At 64.7% G+C, this 16871-nt stretch carries 16 protein-coding genes; 2 read left to right on the top strand and 14 right to left on the bottom strand.

The annotated features are described in order from the left end of the window. The first annotated feature begins 35 nt into the window (after positions 1–35). Together ABIA30_RS20840 and ABIA30_RS20845 are read left to right on the top strand one after the other, a co-directional pair. Positions 36–638: a TetR/AcrR family transcriptional regulator gene (locus tag ABIA30_RS20840; RefSeq protein ID WP_370068865.1), complete on the top strand. Its 603-nt coding sequence runs from the start codon at positions 36–38 to the stop codon at positions 636–638. A 55-nt stretch (positions 639–693) separates the two neighbouring features. Further along, entirely contained in the window at positions 694–1185 is a 492-nt protein-coding gene (locus tag ABIA30_RS20845) for a hypothetical protein (RefSeq protein ID WP_370068867.1), read from the top strand. A 1-nt stretch (position 1186) separates the two neighbouring features. Here the strand turns inward: ABIA30_RS20845 and ABIA30_RS20850 are convergent, their stop codons facing one another. From ABIA30_RS20850 to ABIA30_RS20915, 14 genes are all read right to left on the bottom strand, one after another. Continuing rightward, positions 1187–1948 (bottom strand): enoyl-CoA hydratase, encoded by a 762-nt coding sequence (locus ABIA30_RS20850; RefSeq protein WP_370068869.1) that lies wholly within the window; start codon positions 1946–1948, stop codon positions 1187–1189. 102 nt (positions 1949–2050) lie between these two features. After that, complete coding sequence (nuoN, locus tag ABIA30_RS20855; protein ID WP_370069056.1) at positions 2051–3541, bottom strand: NADH-quinone oxidoreductase subunit NuoN; 1491 nt, start codon at positions 3539–3541, stop codon at positions 2051–2053. Between the two features lie 35 nt (positions 3542–3576). After that, entirely contained in the window at positions 3577–5091 is a 1515-nt protein-coding gene (locus tag ABIA30_RS20860; protein WP_370069058.1) for an NADH-quinone oxidoreductase subunit M, read from the bottom strand. Positions 5092–5096: 5 nt separating this feature from the next. Beyond that, on the bottom strand, positions 5097–6980 hold the full coding sequence (gene nuoL, locus ABIA30_RS20865) for an NADH-quinone oxidoreductase subunit L (RefSeq protein ID WP_370068871.1): 1884 nt from the start codon (positions 6978–6980) through the stop codon (positions 5097–5099). 2 nt (positions 6981–6982) lie between these two features. Beyond that, positions 6983–7282, bottom strand: a complete 300-nt coding sequence (gene nuoK / locus ABIA30_RS20870) for an NADH-quinone oxidoreductase subunit NuoK (protein ID WP_370068873.1) — start codon at positions 7280–7282, stop codon at positions 6983–6985. Beyond that, complete coding sequence (locus ABIA30_RS20875) at positions 7279–8028, bottom strand: NADH-quinone oxidoreductase subunit J (protein WP_370068875.1); 750 nt, start codon at positions 8026–8028, stop codon at positions 7279–7281. The genes nuoK and ABIA30_RS20875 overlap by 4 nt, the downstream gene beginning before the upstream one ends. A 65-nt stretch (positions 8029–8093) precedes the next feature. Next, on the bottom strand, positions 8094–8639 hold the full coding sequence (gene nuoI, locus ABIA30_RS20880) for an NADH-quinone oxidoreductase subunit NuoI (RefSeq protein WP_370068877.1): 546 nt from the start codon (positions 8637–8639) through the stop codon (positions 8094–8096). Beyond that, on the bottom strand, positions 8632–9849 hold the full coding sequence (gene nuoH / locus ABIA30_RS20885; protein WP_370068879.1) for an NADH-quinone oxidoreductase subunit NuoH: 1218 nt from the start codon (positions 9847–9849) through the stop codon (positions 8632–8634). Before nuoH ends, nuoI begins: the two co-directional genes overlap by 8 nt. Further along, positions 9846–12179: an NADH-quinone oxidoreductase subunit G gene (locus ABIA30_RS20890; protein WP_370069060.1), complete on the bottom strand. Its 2334-nt coding sequence runs from the start codon at positions 12177–12179 to the stop codon at positions 9846–9848. Before ABIA30_RS20890 ends, nuoH begins: the two co-directional genes overlap by 4 nt. Before the next feature lie 133 nt (positions 12180–12312). Continuing rightward, a complete protein-coding gene (gene nuoF, locus ABIA30_RS20895) occupies positions 12313–13614 on the bottom strand; it encodes an NADH-quinone oxidoreductase subunit NuoF (RefSeq protein ID WP_370068881.1) in 1302 nt (433 codons plus the stop codon). After that, positions 13611–14333, bottom strand: coding sequence for an NADH-quinone oxidoreductase subunit NuoE (gene nuoE / locus ABIA30_RS20900; RefSeq protein ID WP_370068883.1), 723 nt, complete (start codon positions 14331–14333; stop codon positions 13611–13613). Before nuoE ends, nuoF begins: the two co-directional genes overlap by 4 nt. Next, entirely contained in the window at positions 14330–15643 is a 1314-nt protein-coding gene (nuoD, locus tag ABIA30_RS20905; protein WP_370068884.1) for an NADH dehydrogenase (quinone) subunit D, read from the bottom strand. The genes nuoE and nuoD overlap by 4 nt, the downstream gene beginning before the upstream one ends. Continuing rightward, entirely contained in the window at positions 15643–16317 is a 675-nt protein-coding gene (locus ABIA30_RS20910; RefSeq protein ID WP_370068886.1) for an NADH-quinone oxidoreductase subunit C, read from the bottom strand. The genes nuoD and ABIA30_RS20910 overlap by 1 nt, the downstream gene beginning before the upstream one ends. Further along, positions 16314–16871, bottom strand: coding sequence for an NADH-quinone oxidoreductase subunit B family protein (locus tag ABIA30_RS20915; protein WP_370068888.1), 558 nt, complete (start codon positions 16869–16871; stop codon positions 16314–16316). Before ABIA30_RS20915 ends, ABIA30_RS20910 begins: the two co-directional genes overlap by 4 nt.

The raw sequence follows: 16871 nt of genomic DNA on the forward strand, positions 1-16871 counted from the left end.
CTTTCCGGAATAAATACGATACTATGCGTAGCGTTATGAAATCAGACCTGCAACCGGTTGACAAGCCCTCGGGCGCCGGGCGGCCGCGTGACCCGCGGATCGACACCGCAGTATTGGCCGCTGCCGCTGAGTTGTTGCCCGAAGTCGGTTACGCCAACCTCACCATGGCAGCCATCGCAGACCGCGCGGGGACCACCAAGACGGCCCTGTACCGCCGGTGGTCGAGTAAGCCCGAGTTGGTGCACGAGGCCGTATTTCCGACCGCGCCCACCGCATTGGCGACCCCGGAAGGAGATATCGCCGGTGACATCCGTGGCATGATCGCGGCCGCTCGGGATGTCTTCACCAGCCCGCTGGTTCGCGCGGCGCTACCCGGGCTGGTCGCCGACATGAATGCCGATCAAGAGCTCAACGCACGTGTGGTGGGCCGCTTTCACGGACTGTTCGACGTAGTGCGGGTCCGGCTCGAACATGCCGTAGAGCGGGGAGAGGTGCACCCTGATGTCAACCCGGAGCGGCTGATCGAAATTATCGGTGGTGCAACACTTTTACGCATGCTTCTGCATCCGGCTGACGAGCTCGGCGAGAGCTGGGTCGACGAGACCACCGCGATCGTCGTCCACGGCGTCGTGCGCTGACCGCCGTCATCGCCCAAACGGACACATGGGTAGCTGCGGTGTGTTAGCAAGAGCCATGTTGTCGAAAATGTGCCTGGCGCCGCTGATCGTGCTCGGGGCACTCGCTCCGTCCGCGCACGCCGACCGTGCTGAACCGGTACCGCTTTACGGTTCATATGACACGTATCTGGACCATTCGCGCCAGACTTTCAATGGGCGTCCTGACGTCTCGGATCCGTCGACTCAGGCGGCCTCGTTCAGGACGGTGTGCGATGTCGGGGGCTGTGTGGCGCACTGGTTGAGACTGACTGAACTGCAAGAGAATCCGAATGCGCCGGCCCTGTTCGACTATCGGTGGAGTGGCGACCGGTGGGAGTCCTCCGGCGACTATCCGTTCCACTGCGGCCCGGGTGGCACTGCGGTGAACGCCGTCCGGTCGGACTTCCTGCGGCCCAACGGCGATGGCAGCTTCTCGGGTGAACGGACCTTCACGGTGTCCGGAGCCGGCTGCCCGGGTGACGGCCCGGGCGCCTATTGGTTGCCGTTCACCTTGACTCCGACGCCTTGATTCACAGCTGACTCTTGTTGCGTGCAGACACCGCCTGGAACCGATCGCCCAACCCCGCGAAATCTCGGGTCTGGGCGCCGGCGATGTCGTGTTCGGCAGCCAGTGCCGGATCGACGGCCGCGGCCGAGCCGCGACGATAGATCTCCTTGAGCCCGAGCATCGTCGGGCCGGGCACCTCGGCGATCTGAGCGGCCAGTTCGATGGACCGAGGTAGAAGCTGTTCGTGCACCACGACTTCGGTGACCAGTCCGATGTGTTCGGCACGTGCTGCGTCGATTACCTCGCCGGTCATCGACATCCGGCGGGCCATGGCTGCGCCCACCAGGTGCGGCAGGCGTGCGGTCATCCCGCCCCCGGGCAGAATGCTCACCCGGGCATGAGTGTCGGCGAACACCGCACGCTCGGAGGCCAGCAGGAAGTCGCAACCGAGTGCAAGCTCCAGCCCGCCGGTGAATGTCGCGCCGTTGATCGCGCCGATCAAGGGCTTGCGCAACTCGGCTGCGGCAGCGATGCAGTTGTGGGCCTGGAATTCGGCGAAGTAGTCCATGCCGTCGGCGGCCGCCTCTTTGAGGTCGACCCCTGCGCAGAATGCCGGATCACTTCCGGTTAGTACGACCGCGCGCACCGAGTCGTCTGCGTCGGTGGCAGTCAACGCGCTGTACAAGGAGCCAATCATGCTACGGCTCAATGCATTCCGAGCCTCCGGACGATTCATCGTGATGACACGTACAGCACCGTAGTCGGTTTCCAGGACGACGCTCATATGTCGAACTTAACCCAGATGGTGGAAGGCACTGTAGCGTCGAGGGACGCGGCCGTAGCCCTCGGCGACGTCGAACCAGACCTGCGCGCCGGCGGCCGGCGCTCAGCGCAGAAACTGGTCGGCGTTGTCAGCCAGATCCAGCAGCGGCTGTGGAAGCGCCCCCAACAGCAGGGTTACCGCCGCCGTCAGCACGATCATGGCTCGGCTCAATGCGCCCAGGTGTACTTCGGGAGCATCAGCGGGGGCTTCGGTGAAGAACATCAACACGATCACCCGCACATAGAAGTATGCCGCCACCGCGCTGGCGATCACACCGACCACCACCAGCGGGGCCGCACCGCCTACCGCCGCCGCCTTGAACACGGCGAACTTGCTGACGAAGCCACTGGTCAACGGGATGCCGGCGAATGCCAACAGAAACAACGAGAACACCACACCGATGAACGGGTATCGCCGGCCCAGACCGGCCCAGCGGCGCATGTCGGTCTCCTCATCGCCGGTGGCGTCGCGAACCACGCTGACCACCGCGAACGCCCCGAGTGTGCTGAATCCGTATGCGAACAAATAGAACAGCGACGCCGACAGGCCGCTGTCGTTGAGTGCGACCACTCCGGTCAGGATGAAACCGGTGTGGGCCACCGACGAATACGCGAGCATGCGTTTGACGTCGTGCTGTGCAATGGCCGTCACGGTACCCACGACCATGGTCAGCACAGCGATCACGGACAATACCGGGCGCCAGTCGGCCGCCAGTCCGGGCAACGCGACGTAGAAGACCCGCAACAGCGCGCCGAAGGCTGCGATCTTGGTCGCCGCTGCCATGAAGGCGGTGACCGGCGTTGGTGCGCCCTGATATACATCCGGCAGCCACGAATGGAACGGCACCGCACCGACTTTGAACAACAGACCCACCGACAGCAGTGCGATGCCCACCAGTGCCATGGCTCGCGAACCGGTGGTAGACGCAATCCCGGTCAGGCTCAGGGTGCCCGAGTAGCCATACAACATGGCGATGCCGAACAGGAAGAACGCTGATGAAAACGCGCCCAGCAGAAAATATTTGAGCGATGCCTCCTGTGACAGCAGCCGTCGCCGCCGGGCCAGCCCGCACATCAGATACAGCGGCAGCGACAGCACTTCCAACGCGACGAACAGTGCCAGCAGATCATCGGCAGCGCCGAACAGCATCATCCCGGTGAGGGCGAACATCGCCAACGGGAACACCTCGGTCTGCATGATGCCTGCGTCGTTGGCGGCCTTCTCGGTGGCGCTGCCGGGCACCGACGAGGCCTGGGCGGTGAAGGCGACCAATCCTCCCGCCGGAATGCGTTGTCCGATCAACAAAGTGGCCAACGGACCGATCAGTAGCAGGGTGCCTTGCAGGAAGAGCGCCGGCCGGTCGACGGCGACGGCTCCCACCACGGTGACCCTGCCCAGCGACGAACCCAGGTGCAACGCTTGGCTTCCGACCGCGGCCAGCGCCGCGATCTGGCCGCCGATGGCCAAGACCAATTGAGTCCGGTATCGGGCTGGGCGTGGGATGAACGCCTCCACCAGCACACCGAGGATCGCTATTCCGAGCATGATCAGCATCGGCGACAGCAGGCCGTATTCGATCGAGGGTGGTTTCACTGGAGCGACCCCTGGGCCGTGCTGGACAGCGTGTGACCGACAGCGGGGTTGATCACGTCGAGCGCGGGTTTCGGGTAGATGCCCAGCACCAGTAGCAGCGCGATCAAGGGCACCACCACGGCCAATTCGCGTGGTACCAGATCACCGATGCGCTCGTTGTCCGCCGACACCGGTCCGGTCATCATCCGCTGGTACATCCACAAGATGTAGATGGCGGACAGCACCAATGCGGTGGCCGCGGTGGCCGCGAACACCGGGAAGTGTACGAAAGTGCCGATCAATACCAGGAATTCGCTGATGAACGGCGCCAGCCCGGGTAGCGACAGGGTGGCCAGGCCGGCGACGAGGAAGCAGCCGGCCATTATCGGCGCCACCTTCTGCACCCCGCCGTACGCGGAGATGTTCCGGGAACCGTTGCGGGCCACCAGGAATCCGGCGATCAGGAACAGCGCAGCCGTGGAGATTCCGTGGTTGACCATGTACAGCGCGGAACCTGACTGTCCCTGGTCGGTCATCACGAAGATACCCAAAATGATGAACCCGAAGTGCGAGATAGAGGTGTAGGAGATCAACCGCATCACGTCGGTCTGCCCGATGGCCACGATCGCACCGTAGACGATACCGATCACCGCCAGCGTGATGATCAACGGCCGGAAGGTAACTGCCGCGGTCGGAAAAAGCGGTAGGCAGTAGCGGAGCATGCCGAATGTTCCGACCTTGTCGACAACGGCCATCATCAGCACAGCGGTGGCCGGGGTCGCCTGCACTGCGGCATCGGGTAGCCACCGGTGCAGCGGCCACAGCGGCGCCTTCACCGCGAAGGCGAACATGAATCCACCGAACAGGGCGTTGGCCAGCGCCGGGCTGATGTGCAGTTGCCCGGTGCTCACTGCGCTCACGATGGCGCGGAAATCGAAGGTGCCTGAACCGATTGCCGGGCTGTCGGCCGTCGCCACGTACAGGCCGATCACTGCGGCCAGCATGATCAACCCACCGAACAGGTTGTACAGCAAGAACTTCACCGCGGCCTTCGAGGCCGCCTTCCGGTCTGCGCCGAAGCCGCCGATCAGGAAGTACATCGGGATCAGCATGGCTTCGAAGAACACGTAGAACAGCAGGATATCCAGTGCGGCAAGCGATATCAGCACCATCGACTGCACGGCCAGGATCAATGCCAGATATGACTGGCTCTGTTCGCCGCCATCGTGCCAGCCGGCCACGATGAGCACCGGCACCAACACCGCGGTCAGCACCACCAATGCCAGTGCGATGCCGTCCAACCCGAGGATGTAACCGGTGCCGAATGACGGAATCCACCTGTGGTTCTCCACGAATTGGTACTGCGGTCCCGTGGGGTCGAACCGGACGGCCAACATGACGGCAACCGCCAGCACCACCAGCGACGTCCCCAACGCGACCCATCTGGCCGTGTTCCTCGCGGACGAGGGCAGCAGGATCACCAGGGCGCCACCGGCCATCGGCAACGCCCACAACGTCGTCAACCACCACATCCCGGTCACCACGCCCTCACCGCGAGAATGGCGGCCACCAGTAATGCCGCTCCGGCCAACATGGACAGTGCATACGAGCGGACGAACCCGGTCTGCCAACCGCGTAACCATTGGGCGGCTGCGCCCACCGTCGAGGCAAGAGTGCGGGTGACCCCCTCGACGGCGTTGTCGTCGAAATCGACCAGGTCGTCGGTGAACCGCTGACCCGGCAGCATCAGCACGCGCTCATTGAATGCGTCACCGTACAGGTCCTGGCGAGCAGCGGTGGTCCAGCCGGAAACCACGGTCGGCGCAGTCACCGGAATCGGACGTTGCCCATACATCCGGTACGCGACCCAGACCCCTCCGGCGACCACGGCCACAGTGATCAGGGTGAAGACCCAAGCCGGGACGCCGGCTTCGGACTCCGCGTGGCCGACCACCGGCTCCAGCCAATGCTGCAATGCGCCGCCCACTGCCAGCAATGCACCGGCGCCGATGGATCCGGCCGCCAGGATGACCATCGGCCAGGTCATGGTCGACGGTGACTCGTGCGGATGGGCGTCGGTACGCCAACGCTTTTCGCCGAAGAACGTCATCAACATGACGCGGGTCATGTAGAAGGCGGTGATGCCGGCACCGAGTAGCGCGGCGCCACCGAACAACAGGCCCGGGATGCCGCCGACGGCGAATGCGGCCTCGATGATCGGGTCCTTGGAGAAGAAGCCGGACAGCGGCGGCACTCCGATGATCGCCAGGTACCCCATTCCGAACGAGGCGAAGGTGACCGGCATCGCGGTCCGCAGGCCACCGAAGCGTCGCATGTCGGTCTCGTCGTTCATCGCGTGCATCACCGAGCCGGCGCCCAGGAACAGGCCGGCCTTGAAGAATCCGTGAGCCAGCAGGTGCAGGATCGCCAGCGCGTAACCAGCCGGGCCGAGACCGGCCGCGAGCATCATGTAACCGATCTGGCTCATGGTCGAGGCCGCGAGCGCTTTCTTGATGTCGTCCTTGGCGCAGCCGATCACCGCACCGAACAACAAGGTGACGGCGCCGACGATCGCTACGGCCAGTCGGGCGTCGGGGGATTCGTTGAACAGCGGCGCCGACCGGACGACCAGGTACACACCCGCGGTGACCATGGTCGCCGCATGGATCAACGCGGACACCGGGGTGGGGCCCTCCATGGCGTCACCGAGCCAGGACTGCAGCGGCACCTGTGCCGACTTACCGCAGGCCGCGAGCAACAGCAGCAGCCCGATCGTGGTGACCTGCCCGCTGGTCAGACTTGGCGCGGCGGCGAAAACACCTGAGTAAGAAAGGGTTCCGGCATAGCTGAACATCGCGGCCAGTGCCAGTGCCAGACCGATGTCGCCGACGCGGTTGACCACAAAGGCCTTCTTGGCGGCGGCCGCCGCGGACGGCTTGTAGGACCAGAAGCCGATCAGCAGGTACGACGCCAGGCCGACGCCTTCCCAACCGACGTACAGGCCAAGGTAATTGTCGGCCAGCACCAACAACAGCATCGCCGCGACGAACAGATTCAGATACGCGAAAAACCTTCTGCGAGCGGGATCGTGCTCCATGTAGCCGACCGAATACAGGTGGATCAACGATCCCACGCCGGTGATCAGCAGTACGAAGCAGATCGACAGCGGGTCGACGCGCAAGCCGAAATCGACGTGCAACTCGGCCACCGGGACCCAGGAGAACATCCGCTCATCGATACTGCGGTCCGCCGGTTCCCGGCCGGCCAGCCCGACAAACAGCAGCACGCCGAGAACGAACGAAGCCGCCACGGTCGCGCACCCCAAAAGGTGCCCCCACCTGTCGGTGGCCTTGCCGCCCAACAACAGCACCGCGGCACCGGCCAGCGGCAGCGCAATCAGCAGCCATACCTGGGTCGTCATGGTCAGTGCTTCAACAGGTTCGCGGCATCCACCGATGCCGAACGCCGGGTGCGGAAGATAGCCATGATGATCGCCAGACCGACCACCACCTCACAGGCTGCCACCACCATGGTGAAGAACGCCACCACCTGGCCGTCGAGGTGGCCATGCATCCGCGAGAACGTGACGAACGCCAGGTTGGCCGCGTTGAACATCAGCTCGACGCACATGAACACAACGATGGCGTTGCGCCGCAACAGAACCCCTGCCGCGCCGATGGTGAACAGTACCGCCGACAGCACCAGGTAATTTGCGGGATTCATGACCGAGACCTCCCCTCATCGGACATTGTCCGTCGCGGCAGGATGGCGCTGACCGAGATGTCAGCATCGGATCCATCGGGCAATCTGGCGGGCACATCGACTGCGTTGTGCCGGGCGTACACACCGGGATTGGGCATTGGGGTGGGATGGCCACCTGCGGTGAAACGTTCGACGGACAACTCGCGCTGGGTTTTCCTCCGATCGAGCCGCTCCCGGTGCGCCAGCACCATCGCTCCGAGCGCCGCGGTGATCAACAGTGCGCTGGTCAGCTCGAAGGCCCAGAGGTAGCGGGTGAATATCAGCGTCGCCAGTCCCTGCACATTGCCGGCGGCGTTGGCATCGTCGAGTCCGACGAATTGGATGGTGAGGTTGCCCATTCCGGCGATCAACACCACGCCGAACCCGAGACCGGCGACGATCGCGGCAATACGTTGTCCCTGAATCGTTTCCACCAAAGAGTCCGCGGAATCGACCCCGATGAGCATCAACACGAACAGGAACAGCATCATCACCGCGCCGGTGTAGACCACGACCTGAACCACCCCGAGAAACACCGCATCCTGGGCTGTGTACAGAACAGCCAGGCTGATCATGGTGGACGCCAGGAACATCGCGGAGTAGACGGCTTTGGGTGCAACCACCATCGCGATCGCACCGAGTACCGCCACCGTGCCCAGAATCCAGAATGCCGCCGCTTCAGCGGTTGACGTCCGTTGCAGTGCCTCGGCTGCCAGATACGTTGACATTCACACCCCCCGTCGCTTCGCTCGCCCCGGTGTCCTACCCCGTCGCTTCGCTCGCCCCACCGTCGTCATTCGGCCGCTCCCCGTCGGCCGACACCTTCAGCGGTGATGTTGCCGAGGTAGTAGTCCTCGACGGTGCTCTCCGCCGCCATCGCGTGCGGTGGGGCCGTCATCCCGGGCTGCAGTGGTGCCAGCAGCTTGTCCTTGCCGAAGATCAGGTCGGCCCGGTTGTCGTCGGCCATCTCGTAATCATTGGTCATGGTCAGTGCTCGGGTCGGGCAGGCCTCGATGCACAGCCCGCAGCCGATGCACCGGAGATAGTTGATCTGATACACCCGGCCATAGCGTTCACCGGGCGAAAAACGTTCTGTCGCGGTGTTGTCCGCGCCTTCGACGAAGATGGCGTCCGCGGGACAGGCCCACGCACACAGCTCACATCCGATGCACTTCTCCAGGCCGTCCTCATACCGGTTGAGCTGGTGCCGTCCGTGATAGCGCGGCGCCACCGGCCCGGGTTGTTCGGGGTACTGCTCGGTGATCGGCTTCTTGAACATGGTCCTGAACGTGACACCGAAGCCGGCGATCGCATCGATGAACTTGGGCCTATCAGGCATTGGTTACCTCCTTGGCCGGCAACGGCGGGACCGGGAACGCACCGGCGCCGGTCGGTGCCGGCTCGGGGGGAATGCGACGGTGGCGCAACGAGGACCACAGTCGTTCGCCGATCACCACCGCCACGACGAAGCCGCCCGCCACGAGCGCCATGGTCCACGTGGGATGGCCCTCGATTCGCGCACGCACGACCGCCACCGTCATGATCCACACCAAGGAGATCGGAATGAGCACCTTCCAGCCCAGCGACATGAACTGGTCGTAGCGCAACCGGGGCAAGGTGGCGCGCAGCCACATGTAGAGGAACATGAAGGTCCACACCTTGCCGATGAACCACAGCAGTGGCCACCACCCGGTATTGGCGCCGGGAATCAGACTCAACGGCCACGGCGCCTGCCAGCCGCCCAGGAACAGTGTGGTGGCCAGCGCAGACACCGTGGTCATGTTGACGTACTCGGCGAGCATGAACATCGCGAATTTCAGCGACGAGTACTCGGTGTGGAAGCCACCCACCAGTTCGCCCTCAGCTTCGGGCAGATCGAAAGGCGCACGGTTGGTTTCGCCGACCATCGAGGTGACATAGATAAGGAATGACGGAAGCAGCAGGAACACATACCAACGACCCTGCTGGGCCGAGACGATCTGTGACGTCGACATGGTGCCCGCGAGCAGGAACACCGAGGCGAACGACAGCGCCATAGCGATCTCGTAGGAGATCACCTGGGCGCTGGACCGTAGACCGCCCAGCAGCGGGTAGGTCGACCCGGATGCCCAGCCGGCCAACACGATTCCGTACACCCCGATGGAGGTAACGGCCAGTACGTACAGAACTGCCACCGGAAGATCGGTGAGCTGCAAGGGAGTCCGGTGCCCGAACACGCTGACCAGCGGGCCCAACGGAATGACTGCGAAAGCCATGACCGCGGGGATGACCGCGATCACCGGGGCCAACAAGTAGATCGGCTTGTCGACGCCCGAGGGGATCAGACCCTCCTTGAGGGCGAGCTTGATGCCGTCGGCCAGGGATTGCAGCAGCCCGTACGGGCCGACCCGGTTGGGGCCGAACCGCATCTGCATCCGGCCCAGGACCTTGCGTTCGACGAGAATGGCGACGAGCACCGTCAACAACAGAAACACAAAGATGCCAAGGGCTTTGGCGATGACCAGCCACCACGGGTCGTGGCCGAAAGAGTTGAGGTCGGGATAGTTCACGACGGATCACCGCCGCGGCGGACGGCGACGAACGATGCGGGCCCCAATGTCTCGTATACGTGCGAGCCCGGGGAGTTCATCGGCACCCATGCCACCTGATCGGGCATCTCGGTGATGCTCAACGGCAGGGTGATGGAGCCACGGTCGGTACTGACGGTCACTGCATCGTCATCCCCGGCGCCGATCTGGGCCGCGGTGCCGGTAGACATGCGGACCACCGCGGTACGGGCGGTGGCCGCCAGGCTGGCTTCACCGTCCTGGAGTCGACCGTCGTCCAACAACATCCGCCAGGTGGCCAGCGACACCTGGCCGGGTGGCAAGGCGACCGTAGCGGCGTCCACGGTCGGCGTCGACGCCCGCGAACCGGTCCAGGGGCCGAGTGCGTTGAGTTCGGCCCGCACGGTGGCAGCGTCGGGTAGTTCCAGATCGATGCACAGCTCATCGGCGAGCGCGGCGAGCACCCGCATGTCGGGGGTGGCGCTGGGGGACAGTGCTGCGGGGAATGACCGTTGTCGGCCTTCCCAGTTGACGAAGCTGCCGGCCTTCTCGGCAACCGGCGCTACCGGGAACACCACATCGGCCCGGTCGGTGACGGCGCTGCGGCGCATCTCCAGGCTGACCACGAAACCGGCCGCATCGAGCGCGGCCAGTGCCAGCTGCGGATCGGGAAGATCGGCCGGGTCCACGCCGGCGATCAGCAATGCGGCCAGAGAGCCGTCGGCCGCGGCGGACAGGATACCGGCGGTGTCCCGCCCTGCAGCACTGGGTAATTCGTCCACGCTCCAGGCGGCAGCGACCTCGGCGCGAGCCTGCGGGTCGGCCAGCGGACGACCTCCGGGCAACAGGTTCGGCGCCGCGCCGGCCTCCAACGCGCCGCGCTCACCGGCCCTGCGTGGCACCCACCCGATCCGGGCGCCGGTGCGGGCAGCCAGGTGCGCGACCGCCGAGAAGCCGCCCGCCACACCGGCGAGCCGTTCGCCGGCCAGGATCACCGAACCGGGCGGCATGACTTCGATGGCGTCAAGGGCCCGGGGTTCGCGGCCGGGTGCGGCGGTGATGAGGGTGCCGCCCATATTGCTCAGGCCGCGACTTGCAAATGGCGCGACGGCGACCACTTTCAGCCCATGGCGGCGGAATGCCTTGCGCAGCCGCAGATACACGATCGGAGACTCGTCCTCGGGTTCGAATCCCACCAGCAGCACGACTGGGGCCGCTTCCAAATCGGCGTAGGTGACGCTCATCGGTTGTCCGGCGACGGTCGATGCCAGGAACTGCTCTTCTTCCTGGCTGTGTGCTCGGCTGCGGAAATCGATATCGTTGGTGCCCAGGACTATTCGCGCAAACTTGGCGTAGGCGTAGGCGTCTTCGAGCGTCAGCCGCCCGCCGGTGAGGACGCCGGTGCCCGCTCCTGCGGTAGTCAAGCCGCGCAGGGCCACCACGATGGCTTCGGACCACGATGCCGGACGCTGAGTCCCGTCGTCGTCGCGCAGTAGCGGCGTCGTGATGCGGTCGTCGGCCCCGGTGTACGTGAATGCCCAGCGACCCTTGTCGCAGTTCCATTCCTCATTGACTTCGGGGTCGTCGCCGGCCAGGCGCCGCAGCACCTTTCCCCGCCGGTGGTCGGTGCGTTGCGCGCAGCCGGAGGCGCAGTGCTCGCAGACGCTGGGCGAGGACACCAGGTCGAACGGGCGGGCCCGGAATCGGTAGGCGGTCCCGGTCAGCGCGCCGACCGGACAGATCTGCACGGTATTGCCGGAGAAGTACGAGTCGAACGGGGCATCGTTCGCGATGCCGACCTGTTGCAGGGCACCACGTTCGAGCAGTTCGATGAACGGGTCGCCGGCCACCTGATCGGAGAACCGGGTGCATCGCGCGCACAGCACACAGCGTTCCCGGTCGAGCAGCACCTGGGCTGACAGGTTGATCGGTTTCGGATAGGTGCGTTTGACATCGTCGAATCGGGAATCGGTGCGGCCGTTGGACATTGCTTGGTTCTGCAAGGGGCACTCGCCGCCCTTGTCGCATACCGGGCAGTCCAATGGGTGGTTGATCAGCAGCAGCTCCATGACGCCGTGCTGGGCCTTGTCGGCGGCCTCCGAGGTCAGTTGGGTGCGCACCACCATGTCGGGGGACACGGTGGTGGTGCACGACGCCAACGGCTTACGTTGCCCCTCGACCTCGACCAGGCACTGTCGGCAGGCGCCCACCGGATCGAGTAGTGGATGATCGCAGAACCGGGGGATCTGAATGCCCATCAATTCAGCAGCGCGAATGACCAAGGTGCCCTTGGGCACACTGATCTGCTGGTCGTCGATGGTCAGCGTCACCATCTCGACGGCGGTGTCCTTCTCCGACTCGGCCAGCGTCACGCGCGAACCCCCTTTTCTTCCGCGAGCAGACGCAAATACTCCCGACACGCCGGGTATTTCGGTACATGTATGTCTGCTCGCGGGGGAACTGGAGTCATGCGCCGACCTCCTCGGTGGCGAAGACGGTCGAGGCGTGCGGATCGAATGGGCACCCACCGTCCAGGTGTGCCTCGTACTCCGCGCGGAAATACTTGAGCGAGGAGATGATCGGGCTGGCCGCGCCATCACCGAGCGCGCAGAACGACTTGCCCAGGATGGCGTCGGAGATGTCCAGCAGCTTGTCCAGATCGGATGGCTGGGCCTGACCGCTTTCCAGTCGTGCGTAGATCTGGGCCAGCCAATAGGTGCCTTCGCGGCAGGGCGTGCACTTGCCGCACGACTCGTGGGCATAGAACTGCGTCCACCGCCGCACGGCCCGCACCACACAGGTCGTTTCGTCGAAAATCTGCAGCGCCTTGGTGCCCAGCATCGACCCGATACCTGCCATACCCTCGTAATCCAATGGCACATCAAGGTGTTCGGGTGTCAGCATCGGGGTGGACGACCCGCCCGGCGTCCAGAACTTCAACTGATGACCAGTCCGCACGCCGCCCGCGTACTCCAGTAGTTCACGCAGGGTGACGCCCAGTGGTGCTTCGTACTGTCCGGGCCGGGTCACATGGCCGGACAGCGAGTACAGCGTGAACCCTGGCGAGCGCTCCGAGCCCATCGACTTGAACCACCCGGCGCCACGGCGAAGCACCGCGGGCACGCTGGCGATCGACTCGACATTGTTGACCACGGTCGGACAGGCGTACAGGCCCGCCACCGCGGGAAACGGTGGGCGCAAACGGGGTTGGCCGCGGCGTCCTTCGAGCGAGTCCAGCAGGGCGGTTTCCTCGCCGCAGATGTAGGCACCGGCGCCGGCATGGACCACCAGATCGAGGTCGAACCCCGACCCGGCGATATTGTGTCCCAGATGGCCGGCCGTGTAGGCCTCGGCCACCGCGGTCTGGAGCCGTCGGAGCACCGGCACCACTTCGCCGCGCACATAGATGAACGCGTGCCGGGCGCCGATGGCATACGACGCGATGATCGCCCCTTCCACCAGTGTGTGCGGTGACGCCAGCATCAGCGGAATGTCTTTGCACGTCCCCGGTTCGGACTCATCGGCGTTGACCACGAGGTAATGGGGACGGCCGTCGTCCGGGGAGATGAACGACCATTTGGTGCCGGTGGGGAAGCCAGCACCGCCGCGCCCGCGCAGCCCGGAGTCCTTCACGAGGGCGATCACGTCTGCGGGCGCCATGGTCAGCACCTTGCGCAGCGCCTGATATCCGCCGTGGCGCCGGTAGCTCGGCAGTGTCCAGGATTGTGGCTCGTCCCAATGGCGACTCAGCACCGGCGCCAGCGTCATTCTGGTGCCTCCATGCCGCGCTCCTTGGCGACCTGCAGGCCGGCCAGGGTCGGCTGGCCGGGGTCGGAGTCATTGCTGCCCGGCCGCTCATCGGCGAAGCCGGCGAGGATTCGGGCCGTCTCGCGGAACGTGCACAACGTTGCCCCGCGGGTCGGGGCGACCGGCGTCCCGGACTGTAGCGCATCGACGAGATCGCGTGCCGAACTTGGCGTTTGGTTGTCGAAGAACTCCCAGTTGACCATCATCACCGGTGCGTAGTCGCAGGCGGCGTTACATTCGATGTGTTCCAGGGTGACCCGACCGTCGTCGGTGGTCTGGCCGGGCTCCAGGCCGAGGTGTTCCTCGAGTGCGTCCAGTATCGCATCGCCGCCCATCACCGCGCAGAGCGTGTTGGTGCAGACGCCAACCAGATAATCGCCGGTGGGGGTGCGACGGTACATCGAGTAGAAGGTCGCGACCGCCGTGACCTCGGCAGGGTTGAGGTCCAATTGCGCTGCGCAGAAGGATATGCCGGCCGGTGTGAGGTATCCGTCCTGTGCCTGCACCAGATGCAGCAGCGGCAACAGGGCGGATCGGGAATTCGGGTACTTGGCGATCACCACCGCCGCGTCGGCCGCCAGCTGCGCGGTCACCTCGGCCGAATATGATTGCGGCCCTTCGCCGATCGGCGGTCCAGGCTCGTCGGGACGTTGACCGAGGCGGAGCTCCACGGCAGTCATCTGTCCACCCCTCCCATCACCGGGTCGATCGAGGCCACCGCGGCGATGGCATCGGCCACCATCGCGCCCTCACACATCGCCGCCACTGCTTGCAGATTTGTGAATGACGGATCACGGTAATGCACGCGGTAGGGCCGCGTGCCGCCGTCGGACACCATGTGCACACCCAGCTCACCGCGGGGAGATTCGACCGCGACGTACACCTGCCCGGCCGGCACCCGGATACCCTCGGTGACCAGCTTGAAGTGGTGGATCAGCGCCTCCATCGACGAGCCCATGATCTTGGCGATGTGCTCGTTGGAGTTGCCCAGACCGTCGGGACCGACCTTCAGATCCGCGGGCCAGGCCAGCTTCTTGTCGGTGATCATCACCGGGCCGGGTTTCAGACGGTCCACACATTGTTCGACGATCTTGATCGACTCGCGCATCTCACGGACGCGAATCATGTAGCGCCCGTAGGCATCGCACTGATCTTCGGTGATGACGTCGAAGTCATAGTCTTGGTAGCCGCAATAGGGTTGGGCCCGGCGCAGATCATGCGGCAGTCCGGTGGAGCGCAGCACGGGACCGGTGATGCCGAGCGCCATGCAGCCGGTCAGGTCCAGATACCCGACTCCCTGGGTCCGGGCCTTCCAGATGTAGTTCTCATTGAGCAGATCTTCGATGTCGCGCAACCGCTTTGGCAGCAGCTTGAGCAGGTCGCGTAACTGGGGCAGTGCTTCGTCTGGCAGATCGGCGGCCAGGCCACCGGGTCGGATGTAGGCGTGATTCATCCGCAGCCCGGTGATGGTCTCGAAGACTGACAGCACCAGTTCGCGTTCGCGGAATCCGAAGAACATCGCCGACATGGACCCCAGTTCCATGCCCCCGGTGGCCAGCGCCACCAGGTGGCTGGATATCCGGTTGAGCTCCATCAGGAGTACCCGAATCACGTTGGCACGCTCGGGAATGTCGTCGGTGACGCCGAGTAACTTCTCCACGCCGAGGCAGTATGCGGTCTCATTGAAGAAGGGGGACAGGTAATCCATCCGGGTCACGAAAGTGACACCCTGGGTCCAGTTCCGGTATTCAAGGTTCTTCTCGATGCCGGTGTGCAGGTAGCCGATTCCGCACCGGGCTTCGGTGATGGTTTCGCCGTCGATCTCCAAGATGAGCCGCAGCACTCCGTGGGTGGACGGATGTTGCGGACCCATGTTCACCACGATGCGTTCGCCGGCGATGGCGCTTTCCCGGGCCGCGGCGACCACCTCTTCCCAGTCCTGACCGCCGACGGTAACCACCCGGTCCTGGGAATCGTTGTGTGCGTTCATCAGTTGTAGGCCCGCCGCTCGTCCGGGGGAGGAATCGTGGCTCCGTGATACTCGACCGGGATACCGCCCAACGGATAGTCCTTGCGCTGTGGGTGTCCAACCCAGTCATCGGGCATCTCGATCCGGGTCAGTGCGGGGTGACCGTCGAAGATTATGCCGAAGAAGTCGTAGGTCTCGCGTTCGTGCCAGTCGGTGGTCGGGTACACCGAAAACAGCGACGGCACATGAGGATCAGCGTCTGGAGCTGTGGTCTCCACCCGGATCCGCTGGTTGTGCGTGATGGACATCAATGGATAGACCGCATGCAGTTCGCGGCCGGTGTCGTCGGGGTAGTGCACGCCGGACACTCCCAGGCACAGCTCGAAGAGCAAGGTGTCGCGCAGGGCCTGGGACACCGCGAGTAGGTGCTCCCTGTGGACCTCCACGGTCAACTCGTCGCGGAATACCACGATGCGTTCCACCGCAGCGGCAAAGCCGTCCGGGCCCAGAGCCTGTGCGAGGGCATCGACCACGTCATCGAAATAACTGCCGTACGGACGCGGCGAGCTGCCCGGCAGCGCCACCGTGCGAACCAGTTTGCCGTAGCCCGACGTGTCGCCACTGCCACGCACGCCGAACATGCCGTGCCGTGTCCCGATCGACTCGGGAGTCTCGGAAACGGGACCGTCCGTCATGACCTGAGCAGTCCTTTCAATTCGATGGTCGGGCGGGCCTGCAGCGCAGCCTCTTCGGCGGCGGCGATGGCCTCGGCCCGGTTGACCCCCAACGGCATCTCTTGAATCTTGGCGTGCAGCTTGAGGATTGCGTTGAGCAACATCTCCGGCCGCGGAGGGCAACCCGGCAGGTAGATGTCGACGGGAACCACATGGTCGACACCCTGGACCACTGCATAGTTGTTGAACATGCCACCGGAGGATGCGCAGACCCCCATGGCCAGAACCCATTTCGGTTCGGCCATCTGGTCATAGACCTGGCGGAGCACCGGGGCCATCTTCTGGCTGACCCGGCCGGCCACGATCATCAGATCGGCCTGGCGTGGCGTCGCGGAGAACCGTTCCATGCCGAACCGGGCAATGTCGAAGCGGGGGCCTGCGGTGGCCATCATCTCGATGGCGCAACAAGCCAGTCCGAAAGTGGCCGGCCACAGCGAGCCCGCCCGCACATAGCCCGCGACTTTCTCGACAGTGGACAGCAGAATGCCGCCGGGTAAGCGTTCTTCCAGTCCCAT

The organism is Mycobacterium sp. MAA66, from assembly GCF_041261665.1.
Lineage (GTDB): Bacteria > Actinomycetota > Actinomycetes > Mycobacteriales > Mycobacteriaceae > Mycobacterium.